This is a genomic window from Ruegeria sp. SCP10, assembly GCF_040329495.1.
Taxonomy (GTDB): domain Bacteria; phylum Pseudomonadota; class Alphaproteobacteria; order Rhodobacterales; family Rhodobacteraceae; genus Ruegeria.
In genome coordinates, this window is the sequence record NZ_JBDZYF010000008.1 from 58,724 (window position 1) to 84,468 (window position 25,745).

Annotated in this window: 26 protein-coding genes; 13 read left to right on the plus strand and 13 right to left on the minus strand. The window is 57.5% G+C overall.

Annotation, left to right across the window (positions count from 1 at the left end):
- Positions 1-104 precede the first annotated feature (104 nt).
- The 4 genes from ABLN87_RS15825 to ABLN87_RS15840 all read right to left on the minus strand — a co-directional run bounded on the left by ABLN87_RS15825 (position 105) and on the right by ABLN87_RS15840 (position 5,988).
- Positions 105-2,390 carry a glycosyl hydrolase family 28-related protein gene (locus ABLN87_RS15825; RefSeq protein WP_353011790.1) on the minus strand — a complete coding sequence of 762 codons (2,286 nt, stop codon included), beginning with the start codon at positions 2,388-2,390 and terminating at the stop codon, positions 105-107.
- Positions 2,391-2,527: 137 nt separating this feature from the next.
- Complete coding sequence (locus ABLN87_RS15830) at positions 2,528-2,929, minus strand: DUF4864 domain-containing protein (protein ID WP_353011792.1); 402 nt, start codon at positions 2,927-2,929, stop codon at positions 2,528-2,530.
- 47 nt (positions 2,930-2,976) lie between these two features.
- The gene (locus tag ABLN87_RS15835) at positions 2,977-4,551 is read right to left on the minus strand and encodes a lysine--tRNA ligase (protein WP_353011794.1); all 1,575 of its coding nucleotides are present in this window, start codon (positions 4,549-4,551) and stop codon (positions 2,977-2,979) included.
- 264 nt (positions 4,552-4,815) lie between these two features.
- Positions 4,816-5,988 carry a zinc ABC transporter substrate-binding protein gene (locus ABLN87_RS15840; protein WP_353011796.1) on the minus strand — a complete coding sequence of 391 codons (1,173 nt, stop codon included), beginning with the start codon at positions 5,986-5,988 and terminating at the stop codon, positions 4,816-4,818.
- 56 nt (positions 5,989-6,044) lie between these two features.
- On the opposite strand from ABLN87_RS15840, the gene ABLN87_RS15845 reads away from it, so the two are divergent.
- From ABLN87_RS15845 to ABLN87_RS15860, 4 genes are all read left to right on the plus strand, one after another.
- Positions 6,045-6,557 carry a transcriptional repressor gene (locus tag ABLN87_RS15845; protein WP_170535987.1) on the plus strand — a complete coding sequence of 171 codons (513 nt, stop codon included), beginning with the start codon at positions 6,045-6,047 and terminating at the stop codon, positions 6,555-6,557.
- A 2-nt stretch (positions 6,558-6,559) separates the two neighbouring features.
- A complete protein-coding gene (locus ABLN87_RS15850; RefSeq protein ID WP_353011798.1) occupies positions 6,560-7,300 on the plus strand; it encodes a metal ABC transporter ATP-binding protein in 741 nt (246 codons plus the stop codon).
- Positions 7,300-8,094, plus strand: coding sequence for an iron chelate uptake ABC transporter family permease subunit (locus tag ABLN87_RS15855; protein ID WP_353011800.1), 795 nt, complete (start codon positions 7,300-7,302; stop codon positions 8,092-8,094). Before ABLN87_RS15850 ends, ABLN87_RS15855 begins: the two co-directional genes overlap by 1 nt.
- Before the next feature lie 94 nt (positions 8,095-8,188).
- Complete coding sequence (locus tag ABLN87_RS15860) at positions 8,189-8,611, plus strand: tellurite resistance TerB family protein (protein WP_170535981.1); 423 nt, start codon at positions 8,189-8,191, stop codon at positions 8,609-8,611.
- Positions 8,612-8,624: 13 nt separating this feature from the next.
- Here the strand turns inward: ABLN87_RS15860 and dacB are convergent, their stop codons facing one another.
- The 3 genes from dacB to ABLN87_RS15875 form a co-directional block, all read right to left on the minus strand.
- Positions 8,625-10,103: a D-alanyl-D-alanine carboxypeptidase/D-alanyl-D-alanine endopeptidase gene (gene dacB, locus ABLN87_RS15865; protein WP_353011803.1), complete on the minus strand. Its 1,479-nt coding sequence runs from the start codon at positions 10,101-10,103 to the stop codon at positions 8,625-8,627.
- A 66-nt stretch (positions 10,104-10,169) separates the two neighbouring features.
- Complete coding sequence (locus ABLN87_RS15870) at positions 10,170-10,790, minus strand: nicotinate-nucleotide adenylyltransferase (RefSeq protein WP_353012095.1); 621 nt, start codon at positions 10,788-10,790, stop codon at positions 10,170-10,172.
- Between the two features lie 32 nt (positions 10,791-10,822).
- Positions 10,823-11,293: an MOSC domain-containing protein gene (locus ABLN87_RS15875; RefSeq protein WP_353011805.1), complete on the minus strand. Its 471-nt coding sequence runs from the start codon at positions 11,291-11,293 to the stop codon at positions 10,823-10,825.
- A 137-nt stretch (positions 11,294-11,430) separates the two neighbouring features.
- Here ABLN87_RS15875 and ettA point away from each other — a divergent pair, with 137 nt between their 5' ends.
- The 5 genes from ettA to ABLN87_RS15900 all read left to right on the plus strand — a co-directional run bounded on the left by ettA (position 11,431) and on the right by ABLN87_RS15900 (position 15,747).
- Complete coding sequence (gene ettA, locus ABLN87_RS15880) at positions 11,431-13,098, plus strand: energy-dependent translational throttle protein EttA (protein ID WP_353011807.1); 1,668 nt, start codon at positions 11,431-11,433, stop codon at positions 13,096-13,098.
- 67 nt (positions 13,099-13,165) lie between these two features.
- Complete coding sequence (locus ABLN87_RS15885) at positions 13,166-13,699, plus strand: hypothetical protein (protein WP_353011809.1); 534 nt, start codon at positions 13,166-13,168, stop codon at positions 13,697-13,699.
- 14 nt (positions 13,700-13,713) lie between these two features.
- Positions 13,714-14,568, plus strand: a complete 855-nt coding sequence (locus ABLN87_RS15890; RefSeq protein WP_353011811.1) for a tetratricopeptide repeat protein — start codon at positions 13,714-13,716, stop codon at positions 14,566-14,568.
- Positions 14,569-14,819: 251 nt separating this feature from the next.
- On the plus strand, positions 14,820-15,026 hold the full coding sequence (locus tag ABLN87_RS15895) for a cold-shock protein (protein ID WP_170350547.1): 207 nt from the start codon (positions 14,820-14,822) through the stop codon (positions 15,024-15,026).
- Positions 15,027-15,192: 166 nt separating this feature from the next.
- Positions 15,193-15,747 carry a L,D-transpeptidase gene (locus ABLN87_RS15900; protein WP_353011813.1) on the plus strand — a complete coding sequence of 185 codons (555 nt, stop codon included), beginning with the start codon at positions 15,193-15,195 and terminating at the stop codon, positions 15,745-15,747.
- Between the two features lie 5 nt (positions 15,748-15,752).
- Here the strand turns inward: ABLN87_RS15900 and ABLN87_RS15905 are convergent, their stop codons facing one another.
- Entirely contained in the window at positions 15,753-16,367 is a 615-nt protein-coding gene (locus tag ABLN87_RS15905) for an SOS response-associated peptidase (protein ID WP_353011815.1), read from the minus strand.
- Positions 16,368-16,376: 9 nt separating this feature from the next.
- Positions 16,377-17,012 (minus strand): arylesterase, encoded by a 636-nt coding sequence (locus tag ABLN87_RS15910; protein WP_353012098.1) that lies wholly within the window; start codon positions 17,010-17,012, stop codon positions 16,377-16,379.
- Between the two features lie 50 nt (positions 17,013-17,062).
- Between ABLN87_RS15910 and ABLN87_RS15915 the strand changes: the two genes are divergently transcribed.
- Complete coding sequence (locus ABLN87_RS15915) at positions 17,063-17,758, plus strand: ABC transporter ATP-binding protein (RefSeq protein WP_353011817.1); 696 nt, start codon at positions 17,063-17,065, stop codon at positions 17,756-17,758.
- On the plus strand, positions 17,755-20,283 hold the full coding sequence (locus ABLN87_RS15920) for an ABC transporter permease (RefSeq protein WP_353011819.1): 2,529 nt from the start codon (positions 17,755-17,757) through the stop codon (positions 20,281-20,283). Before ABLN87_RS15915 ends, ABLN87_RS15920 begins: the two co-directional genes overlap by 4 nt.
- A gap of 2 nt (positions 20,284-20,285) precedes the next feature.
- Here ABLN87_RS15920 and ABLN87_RS15925 read toward each other — a convergent pair whose 3' ends face one another.
- On the minus strand, positions 20,286-20,732 hold the full coding sequence (locus tag ABLN87_RS15925) for an RrF2 family transcriptional regulator (protein WP_170535953.1): 447 nt from the start codon (positions 20,730-20,732) through the stop codon (positions 20,286-20,288).
- Positions 20,733-20,824: 92 nt separating this feature from the next.
- On the opposite strand from ABLN87_RS15925, the gene ABLN87_RS15930 reads away from it, so the two are divergent.
- Positions 20,825-21,436 (plus strand): gamma-glutamylcyclotransferase family protein, encoded by a 612-nt coding sequence (locus tag ABLN87_RS15930; protein ID WP_353011821.1) that lies wholly within the window; start codon positions 20,825-20,827, stop codon positions 21,434-21,436.
- 16 nt (positions 21,437-21,452) lie between these two features.
- Here ABLN87_RS15930 and gltX read toward each other — a convergent pair whose 3' ends face one another.
- Positions 21,453-22,778, minus strand: a complete 1,326-nt coding sequence (gene gltX, locus ABLN87_RS15935) for a glutamate--tRNA ligase (protein WP_353011823.1) — start codon at positions 22,776-22,778, stop codon at positions 21,453-21,455.
- Positions 22,779-22,994: 216 nt separating this feature from the next.
- Between gltX and ABLN87_RS15940 the strand changes: the two genes are divergently transcribed.
- On the plus strand, positions 22,995-23,927 hold the full coding sequence (locus ABLN87_RS15940; protein WP_353011825.1) for an MBL fold metallo-hydrolase: 933 nt from the start codon (positions 22,995-22,997) through the stop codon (positions 23,925-23,927).
- A 4-nt stretch (positions 23,928-23,931) separates the two neighbouring features.
- Here the strand turns inward: ABLN87_RS15940 and ABLN87_RS15945 are convergent, their stop codons facing one another.
- Positions 23,932-25,263 (minus strand): NAD(P)/FAD-dependent oxidoreductase, encoded by a 1,332-nt coding sequence (locus ABLN87_RS15945; protein ID WP_353011827.1) that lies wholly within the window; start codon positions 25,261-25,263, stop codon positions 23,932-23,934.
- A 144-nt stretch (positions 25,264-25,407) separates the two neighbouring features.
- Positions 25,408-25,668 (minus strand): hypothetical protein, encoded by a 261-nt coding sequence (locus tag ABLN87_RS15950; protein ID WP_170535943.1) that lies wholly within the window; start codon positions 25,666-25,668, stop codon positions 25,408-25,410.
- Between the last annotated feature and the right edge of the window lie 77 nt (positions 25,669-25,745).

Genomic DNA, 25,745 nt, shown 5'->3' on the forward strand with positions numbered 1-25,745 from the left:
TCAAGCGTAGCACACGGAGCTGGCATATCGCCCAATTCCTTGGAAAATTTAAAAGCGCGGCCGCAATGGAAAGTGGCCGCCCCAAAGAGCGGCCACATCGATCCTTAACTCTCCAACCGGACCAGAACCGATGCAGAGCCCCTCAGGTTTTCCGGCCATTGCAAATGAATGTTGCTGCCATCGCCACCCTGTTCAAGCTGGACATAGGGCGTAAAAAACCGAACAGACCCGAATATGCTGACGGTCGGCCCCAACAGCGTAACCGCATCACAACTCCGGGCTTTGCCTCCAAATGGCAGCTGTTCGGAAGTCCCGATAACCCAAACGCTGCTGTTGGTATTCTGATTGTGACGAATCCTGAGCGGGTTCGCCACCTTCTTGTCGACCCCATGATATGTGTTGTTCTGGAACGTCACGTTGAGGTGGCGGTAACTGTTGAGATCAGCAAAGGTCGTGTCCACGCGTTCGGCGCGCTCGATATCACCGCTGCTGGACCGGAATTTGTTCCCCGTCACCGCAAGACCATTCAGAAAGTGGCCGGGCCCATGCGGGCGGATCACGATGTAACTGAACCAAGACGGCGCCTCGCTGGAATAGAAGATGTTGTCCGTGATGCTCATTGCGCTGAAGGAATAGCCAGACACATAGCTGGGCTCCACATCCCGTTCATTCGTCCATTGGATAAAGCAGTTGTCCACATAGTTCTCGGCAATCGTCGAACTATTATAAGTGCCGATCATGATCAGACCAGCCGTCCGTACGCCTTGCGGGATGCTATCACCCTGGAAGAAGTGGTTGCCTAGGATCATGTTGTTGTCGCCACCGACAACAGCAAAGTGCTTGAAGCGAACAATGCGATTGTGGCGCAGTTTCACATCATTCGCATTTGTGTTCAGCGCAATCGAGTTTCGGTCGGGGACGATAAAGGACTCTTCAGCCGACAGGAACTGGCAGTTGTCGATCAGCATCCCTTTGCAGCCCGTGCCAATGGATGAGATGCCACGATCCTTGGGACGACTGACAAAGCAATCGGTCAGTGAAAACGTACTGCCTGAAGGGGCCAGCCGAATGGCGCTGCATCGGCTGTTACACTGGAATTCAATCTGCTCCATCCCGAATTTGCGCAAGGTGCTGAAGCCACTGAAATCCAGCAGGTATTTGAAAGACTGGAAGGTGTAAGTCTGCGTTCCCGAAGCGTCGTAAAGCGGTGCGTTCAGTGTGATTTCACCTGCGCCCACATCCTTGGAACGCACATAGATCTCTCGCCCGACGCCTGCACCCTGCACCAACGAACCAACGGGAATATTTGCCACATTCGCCACATCTGTCAGGCGAGTGGCATCCGAAGGGTCATATGTGGCGACCGAGGTGAAGGTCTCGGTGTCCCAGTCCGAACTGCTTTTGACATCAAACTGGCCGTTTCGGATAACCCGTCGGGTGGAAAAACCCTGCTTGTTGGGCACAGCTGCTGCCATATTGATCGGGCCCGTGACAGCGACCTTTCTGCCACCCAGATCTAACGAGTCATGGTCGACATTGTTGAGCAATGCCTGAAACGCCTTCTTAAAGGCCAACTCCTCATCGCCGAATGCCGTGATATAGGCGGGCAGATCAAAGTTCTTGGTTAGCAACAGCATTTTATCATCGGGCATCGTAACTGTGCCTTCAAAATCCATCTCGGATGCAATGCTGGTGTTTTCACCCAGATGGTATGTGCCCTGCGGGACATAAATCCGACGCCCGCCAGCCGCTTGGTCGGCGGCCTCAAAGGCAGCTGAGTCATCGGTGACGCCGTCACCAATTGCACCGAAATCCCGTACATCGACGATGCTGATCATCTCACGCAGAAAAACGCCGGTCACATCAGTGATTTCTATATCATCAACACGGACCAGCGCGCCATTTGCACCCTCAATGTCCAAACCAAAATGCCCGAACAAGGCCGAAACGCCCCACGGCATGTCGACACCGGGTCTGCGCCCGGTCCCGACGATGGCGGTGATTTCATGCACTTCGCCATAACCGGACAACTGCGTCGCGGGCCCCTCTTCGATCACACTGTCGACATGAGCATCCCCGGCAGCACCTGCCCAGGCTGCAATCCGCACCTCAGGCAAAGGACCGCTGATCGCTTTCACGCGCGCCTTGATCTGCAAATAGCAGCCCGGCAGTAACGGTGTCTGCCCCATATACCGCAACTGCTGCGTCGGATTGACCTTCAGAATCTCAAGGCAGCCGCCAAAATCTGCATCCGCTGGGACAAACACACCAGTCCCGGACCCGGCATAGGTTGGCGTACCCGGCGTGCCATCCCCTGCGGACCATACGTCCAACCCGTTGGCGAACTGAGGCGGCATGAACACGATGCCGTCGGTAATTGCCTTATTCATAGAGATCCCTTTCCCAATCGCGCCGCGCATCACAGCGACACGTTCAAACCCGGTGCTCGGGTCCACCCCGAACGCGAAAGTCTGAGTATCGAAAAGGAATTAACCGCAGTTCATTCCACCGTTACGGTGGTGTTGCGTCACGCAGAGGGATCAGAATTGCCCAACAGCTGTACACCATTGATTTTCCAGGCATTGTCCTGCTGCACCATCTGGTAGTCCAGTATGTGGGTCTGGCCCTCCCCATCCACAATCATCACCTTTTGCCAAAGCAGCCCCGCGATCTCACGCAGTTCCAGAAACCGCACCTCGGCCGGTCGCCAAACCATCGGGTATCCGCCACGCACCATCGCTCCGAAATTATCAGGGTTTTGGAACAGCCTTTGAATATTGGGGCTGGCATAGGTGAAGGCGGTGTCGAAATCATCCGCCTTGAAGGCCTGTATCTGAGCCGCAATATTGGCTTCGATCTCGGCATTCTGGGCCGCCGCGATCGGGGCCAATCCAAAGCTTAGAAACAGAATAAGCAGAATACGACGCATGGGGCACCTCCTGAACGAACGGTAGCCCCACACGGTTTCAGGTCAAATCAGACCAGTTCTCCGGCCAACGCCTTGTCGATCAACGCGATGGTTTCCGGCACGCCATAGAGCGCAATAAAGCCGCCGAAACGCGGACCTTGCGACGCGCCCAGCAGAACCTCATAGAGCGCTGTGAACCAACCGCGCATAGGGTCGAACCGCTCGCGCCCGATGGAATAGACCACCGATTGCAGCGCCTCGTCTTCCATCGGCCCGTCATAGGCTTCCAACGCCACCTTCAACGCCTCCAGCGCCTCACGCTCCTGATCTGTCGGTGCACGATGCCGGCGCGTCGGCTTGACAAAATCATTGAAGTAGCGCACCGCAAAGCCCGCCGCCTGATCCAGATCAAGATGCGTTTCGGGCGTGGCCTCAGGCGCGTACCGGCGAATGAAACCCCACAGTGCCTCTTTATCCTCAGCCCCGGATACCGAAGCCAGATTCAGCAGCATCGCAAAGGGCACCATCAACGTGGATTCAGGAACATCCCCACCATGGATATGCCACACCGGGTTGTTCAGCTGCGCCTGCAGTTCCTGCCCCGGATAAGCCCGCAACTGCTGATGATATTCATCATAGGCCTTCGGGATCACATCGAAATGCATCCGCTTCGCGGTCTTGGGCTTCTGATACATGAAATAGGCCAGCGACTCGGTCGGCGCATAAGTCAGCCATTCGTCAATCGAGACACCATTGCCCGATGATTTCGAAATCTTCTGGCCGTTCTCATCGAGAAACAGTTCATACGAGAAATGCTCGGGCGCACGGCCCCCCAACGCGCGGCAGATCGCGTCATAAATCTTTTCGTTGGTCGCGTGTTCCTTGCCATACATCTCGAAATCAACGCCCAGCGCAGCCCAGCGCGCGCCGAAATCCGGCTTCCATTGCAGCTTCACGTTGCCACCGGTGACAGGAACGGTCCATTCCTTACCCGTCTCATCGTCAAAGGTCACGGTGTACGTCTCGGCACAGACCTTTTTCATCGGCACATACATGACCCGTCCGCTTTCAGGATGAAGCGGCAGGAAGATCGAATAAGTTTGCTGGCGCTCTTCCCGCAGACTTTTGAGCATTATCGCCATGATCTCGTCATAGCGTTCAACCGCACGCTTGAGCACTTCGTCAAACTGCCCGGATTCATAGAACTCCTTGGCCGAATAGAACTCGTATTCGAACCCAAAAGTATCGAGGAACCGCCGCAGCATCGCATTGTTATGCTCACCAAAGCTGTCATATTCGCCAAACGGATCGGGTACTGAGGTCAACGGACGCTGCAAATGCTGCTCCAGAATCTCCGGGTTCGGCACATTGGTCGGCACCTTGCGCATCCCATCCAGATCGTCCGAAAAACAGATCAGCTTGGTCGGAATATCCGACAGTGCCTCGAACGCGCGCTTGACCATCGTGGTCCGCGCAACCTCGCCGAACGTACCGATATGGGGCAGGCCAGATGGGCCATAGCCCGTCTCGAACAGCACGTATCCCTTCTCCGGAGCACCCTGTTTGTACCGTTTGAGCAACCGGCGCGCTTCCTCAAAAGGCCAAGCCTTGGACGTCATGGCGGTATCGCGCAGTTCAGACATTTTTTGGTGTGCTCCATAAGGGAATACGGTCCAGATCGCCTCATGCCATCGGACCGACCCCTCCTATTGTGCGAGCGCAGCATGAGTCAATAACGACACATACTTTTTCCGATTCGTCACAACTGTGTCGGGCAATCAGGACGGCCGGCCAAACTGGCGAATTCGAGCATAAAAGGGAAAACTGGAAACCGTGTTCAACAGCTACGCGACTTCCAGCAGGATATCCCGACCGAACTTGCGGATCCGATCGGGATCGGCGTTACCTTAGAGGCACTCAGCCAAAGTCTTGGCCATGTTTTGAATGAGCTGTGGATAAAGGTCCTTGCCCGGCTCAAGTTCCGAGCCCAGCGGGTCAATCACACCCGTATTCGCCTCGGTTCCAGCCAGAACCGTTTCGATGATCCCTGGGTTGAACTGCGGTTCCGCCAAAACGCAATCCACACCTTCACCGGTGATGCGACCTTGGATTTCAGCGATACGCGCCGGGCTTGGATCAGCGGCATCCCCAAGCGAAATGGCACCCGCCGCCGGAAAATCAAAATCGTTTTCGAAGTACTGATAGGCGTCATGGAAAACGATAAAGCTACCACCGCGCACTGGTTCAAGCGTCTGAGCAACCTCAGCAGACAGCGCTGCCATCTCTTCACGAGCCGCCGCAGCATTTGCAAAATATGTGCCCGCATTGTCAGGGTCAGCCGCTGACAGTTGCGCCGCAATCAGGTTCAGCCATGTGCTCGCATTTTCAGGCGATAGCCATGCATGTGGATCATGCGCCCCATGATCATGCCCATCATGATCGTCGTGGCCTGCGTGGTCATCGTGGTCATGATCGTCATGGTCCGCGTGTTCTTCGCCGTGGTCATGATCATCATGATCTTTCGCATCAGCATGATCGTCATGATCGTGGTCGTCATCTTTGGCATGATCATGGTCATCATGTTTTGCGTGATCATCCCCATGGTCATGATCGTCGTGCCCTTCGTCCGCATGGTCGTCGTGGCCCTCATGATCGTGATCGTCATGCCCATGGTCGTCATGGTCATCATGATCGGCATGATCGTCGTGGGAGTGCGCTTCAAACAGCGCGTTTTCACGGAAATCCAGCAGGATCGTGCCGTCTGATTCCAGCAAAGTAGTAACGGTCGCGCCGTCTGCCAACGTCTCGACCGCGCCTTCCATCCAAGGCGTCAGATCCTCACCCATCCAGAACACCAGGTCCGCCTCTTGCAACGCGGCAGCTTCGGACGGGCGCAGGCTGTAGTCATGGGGGGATGCGCCTGATTGTACAATCAGGGCTGGCTCACCAACACCGTCCATCACTCGCGCGACAAGCGAATGAACCGGAGCGATATCGACGGCCACATTGGGGACCTCGGCCAAGGCCGTCCCCCCCATCAAAACCGCCGTGATCGAAACAGGAAGAAGCTTTCTGGACATCAGACACCCTATGTGATTTTATAACGTCAGCAGCGACATACATGATATATAATAACATGACAAGCGAGACACCCTCGACCCCGGCCGACAACGCCGACTTGATTGGCTTTGCCAAGCACGATCACGCCTCCTGCGTTGAAACCGGGCTGGCCACTGCGCAGGCACGGTGTGAGGCAGAAGGGCTAAGACTAACGCCCGTTCGTCGCAAGGTGTTAGAGATGCTGCTACAGGAACATCGCGCACTTGGCGCTTATGCTATTCTGGATCGCCTGCGCGACGAAGGGTTCGGATCACAGCCACCGGTTGCTTACCGTGCCCTGGATTTTCTGGTGGAGAATGGTTTCGCCCATAAGATTGAGCGTCTCAACGCCTTCGTCGCCTGCGCCCATCCCGGCGGCTCCCATTCGCCCGCTTTCATGATCTGCCGCAAATGCGATGCTGTGGCCGAGGCCTATTCAGCCCCTGCCAAGGGTGCGCTTGGGGCGGCTGCACGCGCCGTCGGGTTCGAGATCGAACGCACGGTCGTCGAGGCCGAAGGCATCTGCCCCGATTGTATCGAGAAACGCTGATCATGGCCCTCGTCTCCGTCAAAGACCTTGGCGTCCGATATGGCGCGAACACCGTGCTGAGCCATGTAAATATGGTGATCGACTCGGGCGAGATCGTTACCATTGTTGGCCCTAACGGCTCGGGTAAAACCAGTTTGTTGCGTGCAATCATCGGCGCCACACAACCCACAGCCGGGCGCGTCGAGCGCAAGCAAGGGCTACAAATCGGGTATGTTCCGCAAAAACTGCATATCGACCCAACGCTGCCCATTTCGGTTGATCGCTTCATGCGCCTGACAGACCGGGTATCGAAACAGGATTGCGCCGAAGCGTTGAAAACAGCGGGCGTACCAGACTTGCTGAAACGCCAGATGTCGCAGCTATCCGGTGGTCAGTTCCAACGGGTCCTTCTCGCCCGCGCCCTGATCAACCGTCCCGAGCTCTTGCTGTTGGACGAAGCGACCCAAGGGTTGGATCAGCCCGGCTCTGCCGCGTTTTATCGCCAGATCGAAGATGTCCGGCGCAATACCGGCTGCGCTATCCTGATGATCAGTCATGAACTGCACGTGGTGATGAGCGCCTCGGACCGCGTGATCTGCCTGAACGGGCATATCTGCTGCGAAGGCTCCCCCGCGGTGGTCGCCTCGGCCCCGGAATACCGCGCCCTGTTTGGCACGGGCACCGGCGGCGCACTGGCCCTTTATCGCCATGATCACGACCATCACCACCACGACCATGCAGATTCGCAGGAAGCCGCAGAATAATGCTTGATGACTTCATGACACGGGCAACGCTTGCCGGGATCGGCGTTGCTATGGCAGCTGCGCCTTTGGGGTGTTTCGTCGTATGGCGTCGGATGGCTTATTTTGGCGATGCAACCGCGCATGCCGCCATCTTGGGCGTCGCCTTGTCTCTGACCTTCCAAATTTCCGTGTTTACCGGAGCACTCGCGGTAGCTTTGATCATGGCGCTGACGGTGACTCTATTGGCAGGCAGAGGGTATGCAATGGATACGCTATTGGGCGTGCTAGCCCATTCTGCGCTGGCTTTCGGTCTTGTTGCCGTCTCGTTCTTGTCGGGTGTTCGCATTGACCTGATGGCCTATCTGTTTGGCGATATCCTTGCCGTTTCAAAAGCGGACCTGATCGTCATTTGGGGTGGGGCCGCACTGGTTGTGGCCTTGATCACTTGGCGCTGGTCTCAACTGCTGACCGCGACTCTGAACGAGGAACTGGCCTACGCGAGCGGCTATAACCCCAAACGCGAGCAGTTGATCCTGACCCTGGCTCTTGCCGTCACGGTTGCCGTCGCCATCAAGGTTGTGGGTGTTCTGCTGATCGCAGCCATGCTGATTATTCCAGCCGCCGCCGCGCGCAGCCTAGCCCGCTCGCCTGAATCGATGGCATTGATTGCCGCCGGGATCGGCGCTCTGTCGTCGGTAGCAGGTCTCCGGGCCGCCTATGTATTCGACACGCCCGCCGGCCCTTCTATTGTTTGCGTGGCCGCACTTGTATTCGCGTGTTTCAGCCTGCTGGGCTGGCAGGGTCGGCGCACTTGAACCAACGACAGAGAATGCGACGAAACAAGCTGTTGAACCCGCACGCGCGCGCACATATCGTGCAGCTTTGAAAACCTTCACGCAGGACGCATTCATGCCCGATCAAACCCCTCATCCCATGTCTCCGCAGGATTGCCTTGTGGCGATCATGGTTGCGGTCTCCGCTTCGGACGAAAACATCCGCACTGCGGAGTTGGTCAAGATTCAGGGCGCCGTGAATATGCTGCCGGTTTTTGCGGGCTATGATGCCGATCGCATGCGCCATATTTCGCAAACCGTGTTCGATCTGTTCGAACAGGAAGACGGTCTGGACGCTCTGTTTGGTCTGATCCGAGACAACCTGCCCGAACGTCTGAACGAAACCGCCTACGCTCTGGCCTGCGACGTGGCGGCGGCAGACGGGTCATTGGCCGAGACAGAGCTGCGGCTGTTGGAAGAAATCCGGTACGAGCTGAGTATTGACCGCCTGCACGCCGCCGCAATCGAACGCGGTGCACGCGCACGTCACGTCGTCTGAGCCGAGCTTAGGCTCAACTGCCGTAGAGCGCGCCCCATCGTTCGATCAACGCCCGTTGTAGCTTGCGCGACCGCCGATTCCAGGCACGCGCACCTTCGGGGCGTTCTCTTTGTGCGCGCGTGATCGTGGCGCGGTGGGCCTCATCTGCGGTGAAAATCGCAAAGGCCAGCTCTGACCCGTCCGCCGTTGTTAGAAAACCACCCAAGCCCGATACGAAGTTCAAAGTGCCGGTTTTGGCGTCAACCTTGATCGGGTGATCCTCGACCGGTCGGCCTTGGCTGTCGGTCAAGGCAAAGGGTTTCAGCAAAGGTCTCAACGCCCCCGTTTTCCGTGCCTGCACCAAGGCTGAGACCAGATCCCCCGGTGCCATGCGCGACGCATCACCCAAGCCGGAATGATCCACCATTGCAATTTGATTGACGCCATAGGTCTCAGACGCCCACCGGTTCATCTCGGCCGCTGACTCAGCAAGCGAGTGCGGCATCACCCCCCGCGCGCGGGTCGCAGCCATCCCCACAGTTTCAGCCGTCAGGTTCGTCGAATATTTCAGCATCCCGCGCAAGATGCTGTCCAAATGATCACTTTGATGCACGACCAGAACAGTGCCATTGGGCGTTTCTCGGGTGACCTCAACCCGCCCCAGCACAATCCCATTGGCACGTGCCATCGTTTTGAACACATCCCCGGCATAAAGCGCAGGCTTGCGCACAGGCAACCAGCGCGACCCTTCATTCTCCAAAGCTGCTTTGGCAACGGTCCAGCGGTCCTGACGTGCACTTGCCTGATAGGTGTAAATCGGCAGGCTGCGCCCCTCGACCTGCATCGCGGCCATATCCACATCTGGGCGATACTTGGCGGTTCGAGCATCCATGGTGACAGCGTAGTCCGTGCCTTCCCGCTTCCATTCAAAATGCACCCGGTTGAAATTCAACGAAATCCCGCTGATCGCCGGGCTATAGCCCAGATGGTCCGGCTGGCCCGGATCAATACTGAAAACAAAGGGCAGCGCGCCGTCATAAACTTTGAACGCCCCGCGCACCTCGGTGATCCCGGCACTCCGCAAGTTGGCTGCCATAGTGGCCAGACCGTCCGTATCCAACAACGGGTCGCATCCGCCCACCAGGGTCAGATCGCCCTGCAAAACCCCGTTTACGACTGGCCCATCCGCCAGCAATCTGGTCTCAAACCGATGATCGGCACCCAAAACATCCAGCGCATAAAGCGCCGTCAATGCCTTGCCGACACTGGCAGGGGGTAATCCAAGCTCGCCCTGATAGCTCTCCAACTGCGCACCGGTGCTCACATCAGCCACGGCAAACACAACTTCGCCCCTCAGCCCGGCCGCCTGAACCAGGCGATCCGTCCCGGTCAGCTGCTTGCCGCGCATCTGAGGGCGAAGCGAAGCCAACGGCGCTTCGGCCAGACCCACCGCCGGGATCAAAGACGCCCCAACACCCCCTAAAAACAAACGACGTGAAATACGATCGACCATGGGTCAAATAAAATCCCAGAGATGAAAATCAGACAACCATTACATGAGAATATGCAGATAGTGTGGCTATTCCGGCAACACCTGAGCGCCCCAGTCCCCACGCTTGCGGATCTGGGTCGAGCTCACATCCACCATCGGCACGTTCACAAAACACCACGCCGGGGCTTGCGCCCGCCCCAGCAGGTGCCGCGCCTGCCCGTCGATCCGGTATTTGGCATAGAGCCGCGCCGCAGGCGACATCCGGGCCGAGATCCGATCACCCGGACGCGCCACAACACCAACCGGCACGCTGTCCATGATCCGTCGCCAATCCTTCCAGTGGTGAAACTGCGCCAGATTATCGGCCCCCATCAGCCAGACGAATTTGACTTGCGGATAGAGCCGCTCCAACGCCACCAACGTATCCGCTGTCGCCCGCGTCCCGGTCAGCGACTCGATATCCGTGATCTCAACACTAGGGTGCTGCATCACCGCCTTCGCGGCCTCCAGCCGTTGCGACAGTGGCGCAGGCCCGCGCTGTTTCAGAGGGTTCCCCGGAGAGACCAGCCACCACACCCGATCCAACCCAAAGGCCTTCATCGCCTCTCGCGTCACATGCACATGGCCCTTGTGCGGCGGATCAAATGACCCGCCGAACAACCCAATCACCTGCCCGGGCCGCGCATATGGAATATCGTATCGCTCCATCCCACGCTGATGTTCAGAACTGGGGGGCGTTGTCAATCAACCGGTTGCACCGCATCGCCCAGCTTTACGCGCCCGGGTCGGAGGACTTCCGCACACCAACCGCCATGCCCCCGCACAGCGGAATAACCACCTTTGCCCAGCGCCTCCTCCATCCGGCTACACGGCGCACAGATCACGGCAATGCGCAGGATAGCTTCGCCCACCTGCACCTCACGCCCCTTGAGTGCCGCTAAGTTAATCCCCGAGACCACCAGATTGCGCCGCAGAATGTCGGGCGCAACAGGCCCCTGCTCGAGATAGGAGCCAATCGCCGCCAGGTGCTCGTGTTGGATCAACGTCACCGCCCGCTTGCCTGCCCGGCCGCGGTCGCCGTCAAAGCCATCGGCGGAAACAACAGCTATGTCAGGAACAACTATCCCGGCCCGCCGCCCGGGCCGCAGACCAATCCACTCGATACGACCCGGTTGCGCCCAACCCGCTATCAACTTTGCCAGTTCAGACATTCCAGCCCCTCCTGCCATCAAACTCGTTTAGTCCAAACGGACACTGGACGAAATTCACAAAACCACCAGCTTGCTCCGCTCGCTCGCCTCGGATATCCAGCGTTTCAACCCAATTTCCCCGACCCAGAGGACGCGACATGGCCGCCTATCAATATGTCTACCACATGCAGGGTGTCTCAAAGACCTATCCCGGTGGCAAGAAGTGCTTTGAAAACATCCACCTGAGCTTTCTGCCCGGCGTGAAAATCGGTGTCGTCGGCGTCAACGGCGCGGGTAAATCGACACTGATGAAGATCATGGCCGGCCTCGATACCGATTTCACCGGTGAGGCCTGGGCCGCCGAGGGTGCCAAGGTCGGATACCTGCCGCAGGAACCGCAGCTGGATGAATCGCTCACCGTCCGTGAAAACGTCATGCTGGGCGTGGCCGGGAAAAAGGCCAAGGTCGACCGGTTCAACGAGATTGCCATGGAGATCGCCGAGAACTACTCGGACGAGCTGATGGAAGAAATGACCACCCTGCAGGACGCAATCGATGCGGAAAATCTGTGGGATTTGGACAGCCAGATCGACGTCTCGATGGAGGCGTTGCGCTGCCCGCCGGACGATGCCAACATCGCCAACCTGTCGGGTGGTGAGAAACGCCGCGTGGCGCTTTGCAAGCTGCTGCTGGAAGCGCCCGACATGCTGCTGCTCGACGAACCCACGAACCACCTGGATGCCGAGACCATCGCCTGGCTGCAACAGCACCTGATCGACTACAAAGGCACCATCCTGATCGTCACCCACGACCGCTATTTCCTGGATGACATCACTGGCTGGATCCTCGAAATCGACCGTGGCCGCGGCATTCCGTACGAGGGCAACTACTCCGCATGGCTGGAGCAAAAAGCCAAACGGCTGGAGCAGGAAGCCCGCGAGGACAAATCCAAGCAGAAGACCCTGCAGCGCGAGTTGGAGTGGATGCGTCAGGGTCAAAAGGCCCGTCAGGCCAAATCCAAGGCCCGGATCAACGCCTATAACGAGCTGGCCGAACAGTCCGAACGCGAAAAGCTGACCCGCGCCCAGATCGTCATCCCCAACGGCCAGCGCCTTGGCGGCAAGGTGATCGAGGTCGAGGGCCTTTCGAAACATATGGGCGACAAGCAACTGATCGAAGGTCTGGACTTCGCCCTGCCCCCCGGTGGCATCGTCGGCGTCATCGGCCCCAACGGTGCCGGTAAATCGACGCTGTTCAAGATGCTGACCGGTCAGGAGCAGCCCGACAGCGGCACCATCACGCTGGGCGACACGGTCGAGCTGTCCTATGTCGACCAATCCCGCGACGACCTGAAAGACAACGACACCGTGTGGGAGGCGATCACCGGCGGCGCCGAGATCATCCAACTGGGCGACGCGCAGGTCAATTCCCGCGCCTATTGCTCGTCCTTCAACTTCAAGGGCGGCGACCAGCAGAAAAAAGTCTCGCTACTGTCCGGCGGTGAGCGCAACCGCGTCCACATGGCCCGCCTGCTGAAAGAAGGCGGCAACGTCCTGCTACTCGACGAACCGACCAACGATCTGGACGTCGAAACCCTGCGCGCGTTGGAAGACGCCCTGGTCGATTTCGCTGGCTGCGCAGTGGTCATCTCGCACGACCGCTTCTTCCTCGATCGGATTTGCACGCATATTCTGGCCTTCGAGGGTGATGCCCATGTGGAGTGGTTCGAGGGCAACTTCGAGGACTATGAAGAGGACAAAAAACGGAGGTTGGGACCTGATGCGCTGGAGCCAAAGCGGTTGAAGCATAAGAAGTTTGCGCGGTAGCCGTACTTTTCTAGAAACACAAATTGTGGTACATTGCAGTAGATTTAATAATTAGAGTCTATTGCAAATGCAAGTTTTACCACAATTAGTTGCAGCCGGTTTCTTAGGTTTTTCGGTTGCTATTATGTTCTTGGCGTACAACCTGTTGAGGGAGGTTGTACGCAATACTGAAACGCAGAACGAAGCCATTTCAAGAAGCCGTAGCCGTCTAATTATTGCATTCTTGTGCCTTTCCGCAGGCGTTCTTGTATTGGGAATTGTTTATTCGTTTCTTGCAAACCCTCGGCAAATGGAGGTCGTTCTTTCGGTAAGACCTGATCGTGAAGATATTAGCGGATCGGTCCAAATCATGCGGGTGGACGGCTCGGTTGTTCTTTACGACGCACAGCAAAACAAGTTTGTTGTTCGTCAAGGCGCGCCGCTTCTTGTAGATCTTGAGAAAATCAGAGAAAAAATAGATAAGTTTAGAGAGCAAGTCGAAGATCTGGATGCCAAAGTCACTCACCTCGAAGAACAGAACTCTGGCCTAGCAGCTTTCGCTTCTGGCTTTAAGAACGAAGCGGCTCAAAGCCCTCTTGATAGTCCGGAGGATAGCTTTTGACTGGGGTAACTAGAATGGCAGTTGTAGCAGTGCTGACCAGCTTGGTTAGCGGTACTGCACACGCTGATGATTGCGAAAACGGCGAAAATACAGGAAACCTAGAACTTGCTCAGGCATTAATCGCGGCAAATTCAGACAACAGTCAGCTAATCAAACAGGCTTCCGAATACATCAATGAAGACAGTTCTGATCTTTGCATGAGGTATTTTTTTGGTCGATACCTAACGAGGTTAGAAAGATTTGCACAGTCTCGGACAGTCTTAACGGGATTGCAAACAGATCTCGCAGCATCGGGCAGTACAAATGTATCTCCTGAAAACGTAATTGGATTTGGTTTTTTGTCTGAAGGAAACAACGATTCCGCACTCGAAGCTTTCCAATACGCAGAGCAAGTACCTTATTTTGAGCTTTATCCTGATAACCTAAAAACAAAAATACTTAACAATCTAGGATACACGCTAATGCAAGTAGGTATCTACGATCAAGCGAGCGAAGCTTTAAAACGTGCAGCTGAGCTTGGAAGCTCTCGCGCCTACCAGAATCTCGCCGCAGTGACGTCGATTGTTAGCACGCTAGAAGAAAGCGATAGCTCAAAACCCGGCGCTTTCGCAGCGATAGTTGGTAGCGCGAAATCTTTAGAACGCGCCGATTTAGGAATGGGTCAAATTACCAAGAAACTTGATGTAAATCGAAACGAGCTCAGTATTTTTAGGATGAAAAACAATCGGCTTTCGATCTCTATAGGTCGCTTCAAAAGCTACCCAGCTGCCGTTCTAGACAGAGACAAGGCGATAGAAGCCGGAATACCGGATGCGTATGTGGCCTGGCTCGCCGATTGGGAACTGGTCGAAACTCGACCAAGTGAGTGACGCGAGCAACTATGTGTGTTGATATGAAAGGCGAGTGACTGTACCGAATATGCGTTTGTCACGTTTTGCACCCAACTACTACTCTAGTGCAAACACCCTTGCCACACCGCCAACCCAATGCCATATGCAAAGGGCTTACGTTTTTCTATTTCGACCCACTGTCTCCGTTCTCGGCGCTCAGTCTATCGATACAGACAACGACGCCGGGCTGCCGCATCCCCGTGGGCAGCACCAAACAGGAGACAACGGATATGCCCGCAGGCACCGTAAAATGGTTCAACACCACCAAAGGCTACGGCTTTATCGCACCTGAAGATGGCGGCAAAGACATCTTCGTCCACATCTCGGCTGTCGAGCGTTCGGGCCTCACCGGTCTGGCCGACAACCAGAAAGTCACGTACGAGCTGCGCTCGGGTCGTGACGGCCGCGAAAGCGCGGACGATATCCAGCTGGCCTAAGCCAAGCGTAGGGTGAGGGGAAATCCTCACCCTTTTTCCGTTCTGCGCATCGGTATGCAGGCGGAACAGATCATATTTTCGCGATACCTGCCCTAGAATTGACCAGATTTGCTATCATTCTGACAGCATAGTCTTGATTGCATTGGTCAATTGAAGGGGTTCACCCATGTTCACACGCCGCGTGTTTCTTGCCGGAACGGCTGTCAGCCTGATGCCCGGCATCGCTAGCGCCGAGAAGGCGGTGGAGTATGATCCAACGCCGCAATTCGTGCGGATCAAAAAGCAATTCCTGCCGGGTCAATTGCTGGTCGTGCCGCGCTCGTTCTACCTTTATTTCGTGACTGAGCCGCGCAAAGCGATCCGCTATGGCTGCGGTGTGGGTAAGGCAGGGCTGGAATTCACGGGCACCGCGACCATTGACGTCAAGAAGGAATGGCCGACCTGGCGACCGACGAATGAGATGATCGAGCGCGACCCTGTCGCCTATGCCCGTTTCAAGGACAATGACTATGTGCAACCGGGCGGAGGCGACAACCCGCTGGGTGCCCGCGCGCTCTATTTGTTCCAAAACGGGGTCGACACCTACTTCCGTATTCATGGTACAACGCAGCCGCAGACCATCGGACGGGCAGCCTCGAACGGGTGCATCCGGATGCTGAACGAACATGTGGTCGATCTATACAATCGTGTTCCAATTGGAACGGTGGTGACAGTGGTCTGATCGCCCTACGGTGCGGTCCAATCTACGTCCGTTGCTTCTTCAATCTGTAACAACCCGTCTGGCCATGGTCGTGTCAGCTCTTTGGCCTGCTCCTCGGAACCGGTCAGCCAAGTGTTGATATCTGCAGGTTTTAACAGAACGCCCATGCGGTGGTGGATCGGTTTCACATCACCATTCGGCTCACAAGTGACGGTCGCGAACTGATCCACCTGCAACCCGCCGGGGGCCTGCCATGTATCTGTGATTGCCGCAGAGAACAGCGGGGCTCCGTCGGCGGAGCAGATACGCCATGCAGTCTTGCGGCGCTTCTCACCTGTCCACTCGTACCACCCGTCGACGGGGACAACGGCACGACCAACGCCTTCGAATGCGGTTTTGTCGAACACGGTTTCAGATCGGGCGTTGATGATCGTTTCCATCACCGGGCGACCACGCGCATTGACCCGACCAACCGGGATCATGCCCCAACGCATCGGCACCAGGCCCGATTGGGTCAACACCAACATCTCTTGCCCGGGTTGGATATTGCGGCGGGCAGTTTGCGCCGGAACGTTGCCCGAAACACCAAGCGCATCGGCAATGTCAGAGATTGGTCGCGTCAGAAAGAACCGCCCAGGCATATGTCCCCCTTAATCTGCAGTCGTGTTGACCAGTTCCAAAACCTTGGATCCTAAAGCCTCGACAATAAGGGCAATACCCTTGGCGTTGGGGTGAATGCCATCGGACTGCATGAATTCTCCAACCGCATTAGGATCGCCATCCGCTACCAAACCTTCGAAGAAGCTGGTCGCATAAAGCGTATCGTATTCCTGCGCCAACTCTGGGTACATATCATCGAAGCTTTGCTTGTATGCAGGTCCGTAGTTGCCCGGGGCTTGCATGCCCACCAGCAGGACTTCAACATCCCCCGCCTGTGCTACGCTCAGAATTTTCTCTAGGTTGGTGCGCGACACATCCGGGTCGATCCCGCGCAGCAAGTCATTACCGCCCAGCGCCACGATCATACCGCCCACCTCGGGTGTCAGGGTCCACTCGACCCGCGCCGCACCCCCTGCCGTCGTATCGCCCGAGACACCTGCGTTGATCACGCGAACGTCTGCTCCCTCAGCCGCAAGCCAACGTTCCAGCTGCGGGACAAACCCATCCTCTTCGATCAACCCATAGCCTTGTGTCAGCGAGTCCCCCAATGCAGCGATGACAACAGGTTCTGCAGTGGCCGCAAAACCGCAACAGGTAAACAAGCCCGTCAGCAGGCCCTTGCGCATTTTCGTAAGTGCTCCATATCCCAAGATGTTGCTCCTATATGGAAAGTCTTATGCCACAGTCCGTTCTCTCCCTCCAAAATGCTGCGTTGTCATTGGAAGGCAATGCCGGTCGGGTGGATATTCTGCACGGCATTACGCTGTCGGTAAACCAGGGTGAGACGCTGGGTCTAGTCGGGCCATCAGGGTCGGGCAAATCCTCGCTGTTGATGTTGATGGGCGGTTTGGAACAAGCGACCGAAGGCTCTGTCACAGCCTTAGGTCAGGACCTGACCGGGATGGACGAAGATCACTTGGCACGGTTCCGCCGGGATACGATGGGCGTGGTGTTTCAGAATTTCCACCTGATCCCGACGATGACGGCATTGGAAAACGTGGCTACGCCTTTGGAATTGGCCGGTCACAAGGATGCCTTTGCCCGGGCCGAAGCCGAACTTGACTCGGTCGGCCTATCGCACAGGCGCGATCACTATCCGGCGCAACTGTCCGGGGGTGAGCAGCAACGCGTGGCGCTAGCCCGCGCCTCGGCGCCGCGCCCTCAGATCCTGCTGGCGGATGAACCTACAGGAAATCTGGATGAGGCAAATGGCGCGGCTATTGTAGACCTGCTGTTTGGCTTGCGTGACAAACATGGTGCGACACTGGTTCTGGTGACCCATAGCCACACCCTGGCCGACCGCTGTGACCGGGTGGTTCGGTTGCGCGATGGGCGCATTGCCGAGGATGCACAAAAAGAAGCGGCAGAATGAGCCTGCGACTGGCCGGACGGCTGGCGCGACGTGAACTGCGCGGTGGCCTGCGCGGGTTTCGCATATTTCTTGCCTGTCTGGCGCTTGGCGTCGCCGCAATCGCTGCGGTTGGTTCGGTTCGATATGCAATTCAAACCGGGCTGACGCAGGAAGGTGCAGCCTTGCTCGGGGGTGATGCCGAGCTGGAGTTCACCTATCGGTTCGCCACCCCTGAAGAACGCGCTTGGATGCAAAAAGAAGCCCAGGCGGTATCAGAGGTCGTGGATTTTCGTTCACTTGCTGTTGTTCAACAAGAAACAGGTCCCGAACGGGCGCTGACGCAGGTAAAGGCCGTTGACGCCAGCTATCCTCTGCTAGGCGAGGTTGGACTGAACCCAGACATGCTATTGTCCGATGCTCTGGGCGGTGACATCAATCTGCCGGGCGCCGTGATGGAACAGGTCTTGATGGACCGGCTGGGGCTTTCGCTCGGGGATACCTTTGCCTTGGGCACGCAGGAATTCGTCCTGATGGCTGCGCTGACTGTAGAACCTGATGGCGCGGCTGGAGGCTTTGGCCTTGGTCCCAGAACGCTGGTCCGAACCGAAGACCTGAGCGCCTCGGGCCTGTTGGAACCGGGCACTCTGTTCTCGACCAAATACCGGCTGGATCTGCCGGATGCGACCGCGCTGGAGGTGATCTCGGCCGAGGCTGCAGAAACGTTTGATGGCACGGGAATGCGCTGGACGGATGCGCGTAACGGCGCGCCGGGCATCGCTGAGTTTGTGGGTCGGCTCAGCACCTTTCTGGTCCTGGTTGGCCTGTCCGGGCTGGCTGTGGGCGGCATCGGTGTGTCCGCAGCTGTCCGTGCGTATCTGTCACAGAAAACCGAAACCATCGCTACGCTGCGCACGTTGGGGGCGGATCGGGCAACCGTGTTTCAGACCTACATGATCCAGATCGGGCTGTTGTCCGGGGTTGGTATCGCAATAGGTCTTGTCCTCGGCGGGCTTGCTCCAGTTCTGTTGGCCCCGATCATTGAAAGCCAGCTGCCCGTGCCTGCTGTGTTTTCGATCTACCCCCAACCCCTGGCCGAAGCCGCGCTCTACGGGCTACTCACGGCGTTCCTGTTTACCCTCTGGCCGCTCGCCCGGACTGAGGAGGTCCGCGCCGCCACCCTGTTCCGCGACGCCTTGACCTCGGCCCGACAGATTCCCCGGCTGTCCTATGTGATGGCGACAGGACTGGGGCTGGCAATCCTGATCGCAGCCGCTGCCTGGTTCAGCGGCTCAACCGAGCTTACGCTTTGGACAAGCGGCGGATTGGTCGGGGCGCTGGTCCTTCTGTCCGTGGCCGCCATCGCCATTCGCTGGCTGGCGCGAAGGGGCGTTCCATGGTCGCGTGGTCGCCCTTCATTGCGGTGGGCCCTGGCCGCCATCTCTGACCCCCGCGAAGGGGCCGGTTCAGTGGTCTTGTCTCTTGGCCTGGGCCTCTCGGTCCTTGCGGCTGTTGGTCAGATCGACGGCACATTGCGCAATGCCATTTCTGGCAACCTGCCCGAGGTCGCGCCCTCCTACTTCTTTGTGGACATCCAGAAAGACCAAATGCCCGGTTTCACTGAACGGTTGGAAACTGACCCCGCTGTCAGCCGTCTGGAAAGCGCGCCCATGTTGCGCGGGATCATTACCAAGATCAACGATCAACCCGCGCGCGAGGTCGCGGGGAATCACTGGGTTTTGGAAGGCGACCGAGGCGTCACCTACTCTGTCCTCCCCCCAGAAAACGCACGGATCACAGCGGGGGAATGGTGGCCGGAAGACTATACAGGCAGCCCTCAGATCAGTTTTGCCGCTGAAGAGGCAGAGGAAATGGGTTTGAACATCGGCGACAATCTGACCGTGAACATTCTGGGCCGGGATATCACCGCTACCGTCACATCCCTGCGGGAGGTGGATTTTTCGACGGCGGGCATGGGCTTTATCATGTCGATGAACCCTTCGGCCCTGGCCGGCGCACCGCATAGTTTTATTGCAACCGTCTATGCCGAAGAACAGGCCGAAGCCGCCATTCTGCGCGATCTGGCAGTCCAGTTCCCCAACATCACTGCAGTGCGCGTGCGCGACGCCATTGACAGGGTCTCGGACCTGTTGGCAGGGCTTGCCTCGGCAACATCTTATGGCGCGGGCGTGTCGCTGCTCACCGGTTTCCTTGTTCTGATCGGTGCTGCGGCAGCGGGCGAACCGGCCCGCCGGTATGAGGCGGCTATCCTCAAAACAATCGGTGCTGATCGCCGTCGTATTTTGTTGAGCTTCACGCTGCGCGCCATGCTGCTGGGGGCTGCTGCGGGCTGTATCGCCTTGCTGGTTGGCATCCTCGGCGGCTGGGCCGTTGCCACCTATATCTTCGACACGGGGTTCCGGGTGATCTGGCCCTCAGCATTGGGCATCGTGATCACAGGGGTCGTTGTCACGCTTGGCGCAGGGCTGATCTTCGCATTGCGGCCCCTATCTGTCAGACCGGCCCGCATATTGCGCGCCAGCGACTGATCCTAGCGCGCGCAGGCCACTGGCTGCAGGATTTTCAGCAACGGATCATTGTCACAGACCAGCGCGTCCAGTGTGACATCATCGAGCGATGCATAGAAAACCTCGGCCGCATCCCGCAACGCCACACGCAGGCGGCAGGCATCGGTCAGCGGGCAAGTGTTGTCAGCATCCGCGAAACATTCGGCAATTGGCAGCGATCCCTCCACATGCCGAAACACAGCGCCGATCCGGATTTGATCTGCGGGACGCGCCAGCGACATGCCCCCGTTTCGACCGCGCTGCGTGCTCAGATAGTTCAACTGGCCAAGTTGATTGATCACCTGCGCCAAGTGGTTTTCCGAGATGTTGCACACCTCGGCGATCTCGGATTTCGTCACCAGCCGATCCGGATGCGCCGCACAATACATCAGCAGACGCACAGCAATATTCGTTCGTTTGGTAATCCGCATGGGGGCCTCCCTCACTCAAATATGCAGCCTTATTGCATGTCGGGCGAAAAAGCGGTTTGACATACATCAATTGACCGAAAGGCCCCAAGCAGATGGCAGACCCCTATTTCTTTGGCTATGGCAGCCTTGTGAACCTGGCCACTCATGATTTTCCAGATCCACGCCCGGCAAAGCTCAAAGGGTGGCGACGGGCTTGGAAGCACACAGATTTGCGGTCTGTTGCCTTCCTGACTGCCGTGCCCGATCCAGACTCCGAGATCGAAGGCATGATCGCGCATGTTCCCAAGAACGACTGGGCCGCGCTGGATGATCGGGAATGGGCCTATGATCGCATCCCGACAACGCAGTCGGTCTCCCATCCGCTGACCCACGACGTCGAAATCGCCGTCTATGCGGTGCCAGAGGAGCGTCATAATCAGCCCTCGGATCACCACCCCTTGCTGCTCAGCTATATCGATGTGGTTATACAGGGATATCTGCGCACATTCGGGCCAGACGGGGCCGATCGTTTCTTTGACACGACCGATGGCTGGGACGCACCTGTGCTGAATGACCGGGCTGAGCCGAGATATCCGCGCCACCAACAGCTCAAACCAGATGAGACCGCATTTGTGGATGACCGCCTGCAGCGCGCGTCGGTGAAGATCATTCAGCCACAGCACCAAACAGAGGCATACGCTCTGCCAGCCTCTTTCAAGTTCTAGATTGGAAGAGGGGCATTCAGCCCCGCGCGCGGATCACCTGAAGTAGCGGCAACAAAGCCGCCATTTCCGGCCCCCGCTCCATCCCTGTCAGTGCCTTGCGCAGCGGCATGAACAGGCCTTTGCCCTTGCGGCCCGTGGCCTCTTTCACCGCTTTGGTCCAGGTGCCCCATGTTTCAGCATCAAACGGCCCGTCGGGTAGCAGCGCAATCGCCTCGGCGATAAAGTCGCGGTCTTCATCCGCGATTAGAGGCTCCGCCCCATCCCGGCACAACTTCCACCAGCTTTTGAGATCGGCCAGAGTGGTGATATTCTCACGAGCCATCGCCCAGAACGGCTCGGCCAGCTCCGCCGGAACGCCTGCCTCAGCCACGGCACCTGCAACTTCTGCCAGCGGTAGCGATTGTAAGTGCTTGGCGGTCAGCGGGAACAGGTCCTGCACGTCAAACTTGGTCGGGGCGGCGCCAAAGCGGTTTACATCGAAGCCTTCGATCAGTTCGGCCATGTCAGAGCGTAGTTCAACCGGATCAGACGACCCCAGCCGCGCCATCAGGCTCAGCAGCGCCAGCGGCTGCACGCCCTGCTCACGCAGATCACGCAGAGCCAGCGTACCCAATCGTTTCGACAAAGCCTCACCCTGCGGACCGGTCAGCAGTGAATGGTGTGCAAAGCGCGGGCATTGACCGCCCAGCGCTTTGATGATCTGAATTTGCGTTGCAGTGTTGGTTACATGGTCCGAGCCGCGCACCACGTCGGTCACGCCCATCTCCGTATCGTCCACGACAGACGCAATCGTATATAGAACCTGACCATCGCCCCGGATCAGCACCGGATCGGATACCGAAGCCGCATCGATCGAGATATCGCCCAGAATGCCGTCATTCCATTCTATCCGCTCATGATCCAGCTTGAAGCGCCAGACGCCATTGCCACGTTCAGCTCGAAGCTCATCTTTTTCTACATCCGAAAGGTTCAAAGCGGCGCGGTCATAGACAGGCGGCTTGCCCATGTTCAGCTGCTTCTTGCGCTTCAGATCCAGCTCGGTCGGAGTCTCAAACGCTTCATAGAACCGGCCCATCTCGCGCAGCTTGTCAGCAGCCTCGGCGTAACGGTCCAGCCGGTCCGACTGACGCTCGACCTTATCCCAATGAAGGCCCAGCCACTCCATATCCTGCTTGATCGCATCGACATATTCTTCTTTCGAACGCTCTGGGTCGGTGTCGTCGATGCGCAGGATGAACGTGCCGCCTGCTTTACGAGCGATCAGGTAGTTCATCAGAGCGGTGCGCAGGTTTCCCACATGGATGTAACCGGTGGGCGACGGGGCGAAACGGGTGGTGGTCATGGATGTCTCCTGTTGGCGCGGCTCTTGTCACAAAGGCGCGTTTTTGTCCAGCAGGCGTTTCGGATTGCCCAGGTTACGCAGGCATCCCAGATCGCAAGATGAACAAATATTAACACGCATTGTTCATCCACGAAGACTAAGTACCGGTGTATAAAGTGGCACGCGATCCGAAGCGAACTACCTTTTTCGCTGGCGTTCTGACAGGGAGACTAAGAAATGGCCATCAATTTGACACGCAGAGCGGCCCTTGGCGCCGCCGCAGCCCTTCCATTTGCATCCGCAGCGACCCCACTTTTAGCGGCCGGAGCCGAGACAAAGGCGAACTCGACCATCGCAAGATCATTCCAGCTGGGCGACTTTACGGTCACAACCCTGCTTGATGGCAGCCTGCCACGCGACGGCGCGCAGGAGATCTTCGGGGGCGGTGCCTCGGATGAGGAATTCGCGAAAGTATCGGCCGAAAACTTCATCTCGCCTGACGTGGCACAATTCTTTTTCACGCCGACTCTGGTGAACACAGGTTCGGAACTGATCCTGTTCGACACCGGGCTTGGTCAGGGCGGCATTCAGGCCGCTTTGGCAGATGCAGGTGTCACGCCCGATCAGATTGACGTGGTCGTGCTGACCCATATGCACCCGGACCATATCGGTGGTATGACCACGAATGACGCGCCGACATTCGCAAATGCGCGCTATGTCACTGCGGCACCCGAGTATGACTTCTGGTCCGCTCAGGACGCCGGGAACCGGGTCGGCGATCTGGTTGCTGCCAAAGTCACCCCTCTGGCCGAGAAGATGACCTTTATCGAGGATGGCGGCGACGTGGCCTCGGGTGTGACGGCGATGGCGACATTTGGGCATACACCCGGTCACATGGTCTACCACCTGGAAAGCAACGGCCAGCGTCTTATCCTGACAGCCGACCTTGCCAATCATTATGTCTGGTCCTTTGCGCACCCCGAATGGGAAGTTCGGTTCGACATGGACAAAGCTGCCGCAACGGAATCACGCCGTAAGACTTTGGGCCTGCTGGCCGCCGACAAGGTACCGATGATCGGCTATCACATGCCCTTCCCCGCCGCCGGTTTCGTGGAGACACGTGGCGACGGCTTCCGTTTTGTTCCGGTCAGCTATCAGATGATGGGCTAAGCGCTCAATAACCCGTGTCCGGCCGCACCTTTGAGCCATCGCTGAACCGCGACAGGCGAAAAGCGGCCGGGTCCACGCAGGGCGCACACTGGGTTACCAGATCGGCTGTCAAACGCCCGGCCCCGGGTCCAATCCCAAAGCCATGCCCCGAGAACCCGGTGGCAATGACCAGTCCGGAGACGTCATCGACCCTAGAAATCACCGGAATCGCATCTGGTGTGACATCGATTAACCCAGCCCAGCTTTGCACGATTTCAGCTTTGTGAAGGGCGGGGAATCCTTTTGTGGCGCTAGCCCAGGCATTGCGCAGAACCTTCTGCGATGGCTCTGGGTCCAGGACCCTGCAATGCTCGAACGGTGTAACATCAGTGGGTAGCCATTTCCGATCTTGCGCGGCTTCAGCCTTCCAACGGCCAGACAGGCGAAAGCGCAACGACCTCCATTCCTGAACAAACGCTGGCAGAAACTGCAATGCCAGCCGGAAACTATCGGGCACAAGGTCATAGGTGTTTTCATGGCCTGACGCGATGGTGTATCCCCCATCTGCCCGCTTTCGGATAGCAAAATCATCTGACCAAAGCGCAGCTTCGGGACCGTCCTCAACAGGCGAACTCCGCATGACGGTGTTCAGGACCTTTAGCTGAGGTAGATCGATCCCGGCATTGCCCGCAAACAGCCGCGACCACGCCCCACCTGCCAGCACCACCTGGTCGCATGCAACGCGCCCGCGTTCGGTAAATACACCCGTGATCCGACCATCCTGCAGATCAAGACTACGAACAGCACAATTGGTCAGCACCGCCGCGCCTTTGTCGCGCGCACCTTCGGCAATCGCAGGGGTCGCAAGCTGTGGTTCCGCGCGCCCGTCCTGTGGCATGTATAGCGTACATTTCAAGTCGGTTTCTTGACCAGGAAGCAGCTCTGCCAGTTCAGGTCCTGAAACCATCCGTGCCCCGGTCTGCAGCCCGTCGACATTGCGCAACCAGCGTTCCAGATTGCCCGCGTCCCGCGCTCCAGACGCTCCGAACAGGATGCCTGCTTGTGTGTAGCCAGTTGGTCGCCCAATGCGCGCATTCAGGTTTGGCCAGATGCGCAAAGCCTCTTGCATCAACGGTATCTCACGCGGGTCACGCATGCCAAGTCGAACCCAACCCCAATTGCGAGAGCTTTGTTCCCCAGCAATCTGCCCTTTCTCACACAGCAAAACCGAAACTCCACGTTCGGCCAGTTCCAACGCAGCGGACGCGCCAATAATGCCGCCGCCGATCACGACAACATCAACAGATTTTGGCAGCGAAAGATCAGGTTCAAATGGGGTTGGCTTGGGGCCTGGCATCAATGACTCGTTCTTACGACATACGAGCCCTCAAGATGCCAGAGAGGAATGCACTGACAACGGAAATCAGAAGCTATCAAACCGATAGTAAAATCCTGTGGCAAAGGTGCCAGCAGGCGACATGCGTGATAGATTTGGCAGCGCCTAAGCTGCGCCGGACAGTTCAGCCCATTTCTGGCGCAACGCCCCGGACAATCCACCGTCTTTGGCAGTGTCCTTGGCAGAAATTTCCGGCTGCGACTTCAAATCAGGGAATTCCAGACGCTGCGAAGGTTCCGCCTTCTGCTCGCCGATCAGGTCGGCAATTGCTGCGTCTAGCTTTACCTCATCCAGCTCCTGCGCCGGAGATTCCATCGTTCTGTACTGCCACGGCTTGTGCAGAGACTTATCGTATTCCTCGTACATGTTAACACCACACCATTAACTCAGACATCCAACCCCGGATGCACCACACAGACAAAACATTTGTCGAAAACTGCGAA

Excerpts from the sequence above, each read along its gene's own strand:
- ABLN87_RS15895 (WP_170350547.1), top strand. The coding sequence starts at position 14,820 with ATGCCCGCAGGCACCGTAAAATGGTTCAACACCACCAAAGGCTACGGC.
- ABLN87_RS15825 (WP_353011790.1), bottom strand. The coding sequence starts at position 2,390 with ATGAATAAGGCAATTACCGACGGCATCGTGTTCATGCCGCCTCAGTTC.
- ABLN87_RS15845 (WP_170535987.1), top strand. The coding sequence starts at position 6,045 with ATGACAAGCGAGACACCCTCGACCCCGGCCGACAACGCCGACTTGATT.
- ABLN87_RS15870 (WP_353012095.1), bottom strand. The coding sequence starts at position 10,790 with ATGGAGCGATACGATATTCCATATGCGCGGCCCGGGCAGGTGATTGGG.
- dacB (WP_353011803.1), bottom strand. The coding sequence starts at position 10,103 with ATGGTCGATCGTATTTCACGTCGTTTGTTTTTAGGGGGTGTTGGGGCG.
- ABLN87_RS15885 (WP_353011809.1), top strand. The coding sequence starts at position 13,166 with ATGCAAGTTTTACCACAATTAGTTGCAGCCGGTTTCTTAGGTTTTTCG.
- ABLN87_RS15840 (WP_353011796.1), bottom strand. The coding sequence starts at position 5,988 with ATGTCCAGAAAGCTTCTTCCTGTTTCGATCACGGCGGTTTTGATGGGG.
- ABLN87_RS15950 (WP_170535943.1), bottom strand. The coding sequence starts at position 25,668 with ATGTACGAGGAATACGATAAGTCTCTGCACAAGCCGTGGCAGTACAGA.
- ABLN87_RS15830 (WP_353011792.1), bottom strand. The coding sequence starts at position 2,929 with ATGCGTCGTATTCTGCTTATTCTGTTTCTAAGCTTTGGATTGGCCCCG.
- ABLN87_RS15930 (WP_353011821.1), top strand. The coding sequence starts at position 20,825 with ATGGCAGACCCCTATTTCTTTGGCTATGGCAGCCTTGTGAACCTGGCC.
- ABLN87_RS15905 (WP_353011815.1), bottom strand. The coding sequence starts at position 16,367 with ATGCCTGGGCGGTTCTTTCTGACGCGACCAATCTCTGACATTGCCGAT.
- ABLN87_RS15940 (WP_353011825.1), top strand. The coding sequence starts at position 22,995 with ATGGCCATCAATTTGACACGCAGAGCGGCCCTTGGCGCCGCCGCAGCC.
- ABLN87_RS15925 (WP_170535953.1), bottom strand. The coding sequence starts at position 20,732 with ATGCGGATTACCAAACGAACGAATATTGCTGTGCGTCTGCTGATGTAT.
- ABLN87_RS15850 (WP_353011798.1), top strand. The coding sequence starts at position 6,560 with ATGGCCCTCGTCTCCGTCAAAGACCTTGGCGTCCGATATGGCGCGAAC.
- ABLN87_RS15860 (WP_170535981.1), top strand. The coding sequence starts at position 8,189 with ATGCCCGATCAAACCCCTCATCCCATGTCTCCGCAGGATTGCCTTGTG.
- ABLN87_RS15945 (WP_353011827.1), bottom strand. The coding sequence starts at position 25,263 with ATGCCAGGCCCCAAGCCAACCCCATTTGAACCTGATCTTTCGCTGCCA.
- ABLN87_RS15910 (WP_353012098.1), bottom strand. The coding sequence starts at position 17,012 with ATGCGCAAGGGCCTGCTGACGGGCTTGTTTACCTGTTGCGGTTTTGCG.
- ABLN87_RS15855 (WP_353011800.1), top strand. The coding sequence starts at position 7,300 with ATGCTTGATGACTTCATGACACGGGCAACGCTTGCCGGGATCGGCGTT.
- ABLN87_RS15915 (WP_353011817.1), top strand. The coding sequence starts at position 17,063 with ATGCCACAGTCCGTTCTCTCCCTCCAAAATGCTGCGTTGTCATTGGAA.
- ABLN87_RS15900 (WP_353011813.1), top strand. The coding sequence starts at position 15,193 with ATGTTCACACGCCGCGTGTTTCTTGCCGGAACGGCTGTCAGCCTGATG.
- ABLN87_RS15875 (WP_353011805.1), bottom strand. The coding sequence starts at position 11,293 with ATGTCTGAACTGGCAAAGTTGATAGCGGGTTGGGCGCAACCGGGTCGT.
- ABLN87_RS15890 (WP_353011811.1), top strand. The coding sequence starts at position 13,714 with ATGGCAGTTGTAGCAGTGCTGACCAGCTTGGTTAGCGGTACTGCACAC.
- ABLN87_RS15835 (WP_353011794.1), bottom strand. The coding sequence starts at position 4,551 with ATGTCTGAACTGCGCGATACCGCCATGACGTCCAAGGCTTGGCCTTTT.
- gltX (WP_353011823.1), bottom strand. The coding sequence starts at position 22,778 with ATGACCACCACCCGTTTCGCCCCGTCGCCCACCGGTTACATCCATGTG.
- ABLN87_RS15920 (WP_353011819.1), top strand. The coding sequence starts at position 17,755 with ATGAGCCTGCGACTGGCCGGACGGCTGGCGCGACGTGAACTGCGCGGT.
- ettA (WP_353011807.1), top strand. The coding sequence starts at position 11,431 with ATGGCCGCCTATCAATATGTCTACCACATGCAGGGTGTCTCAAAGACC.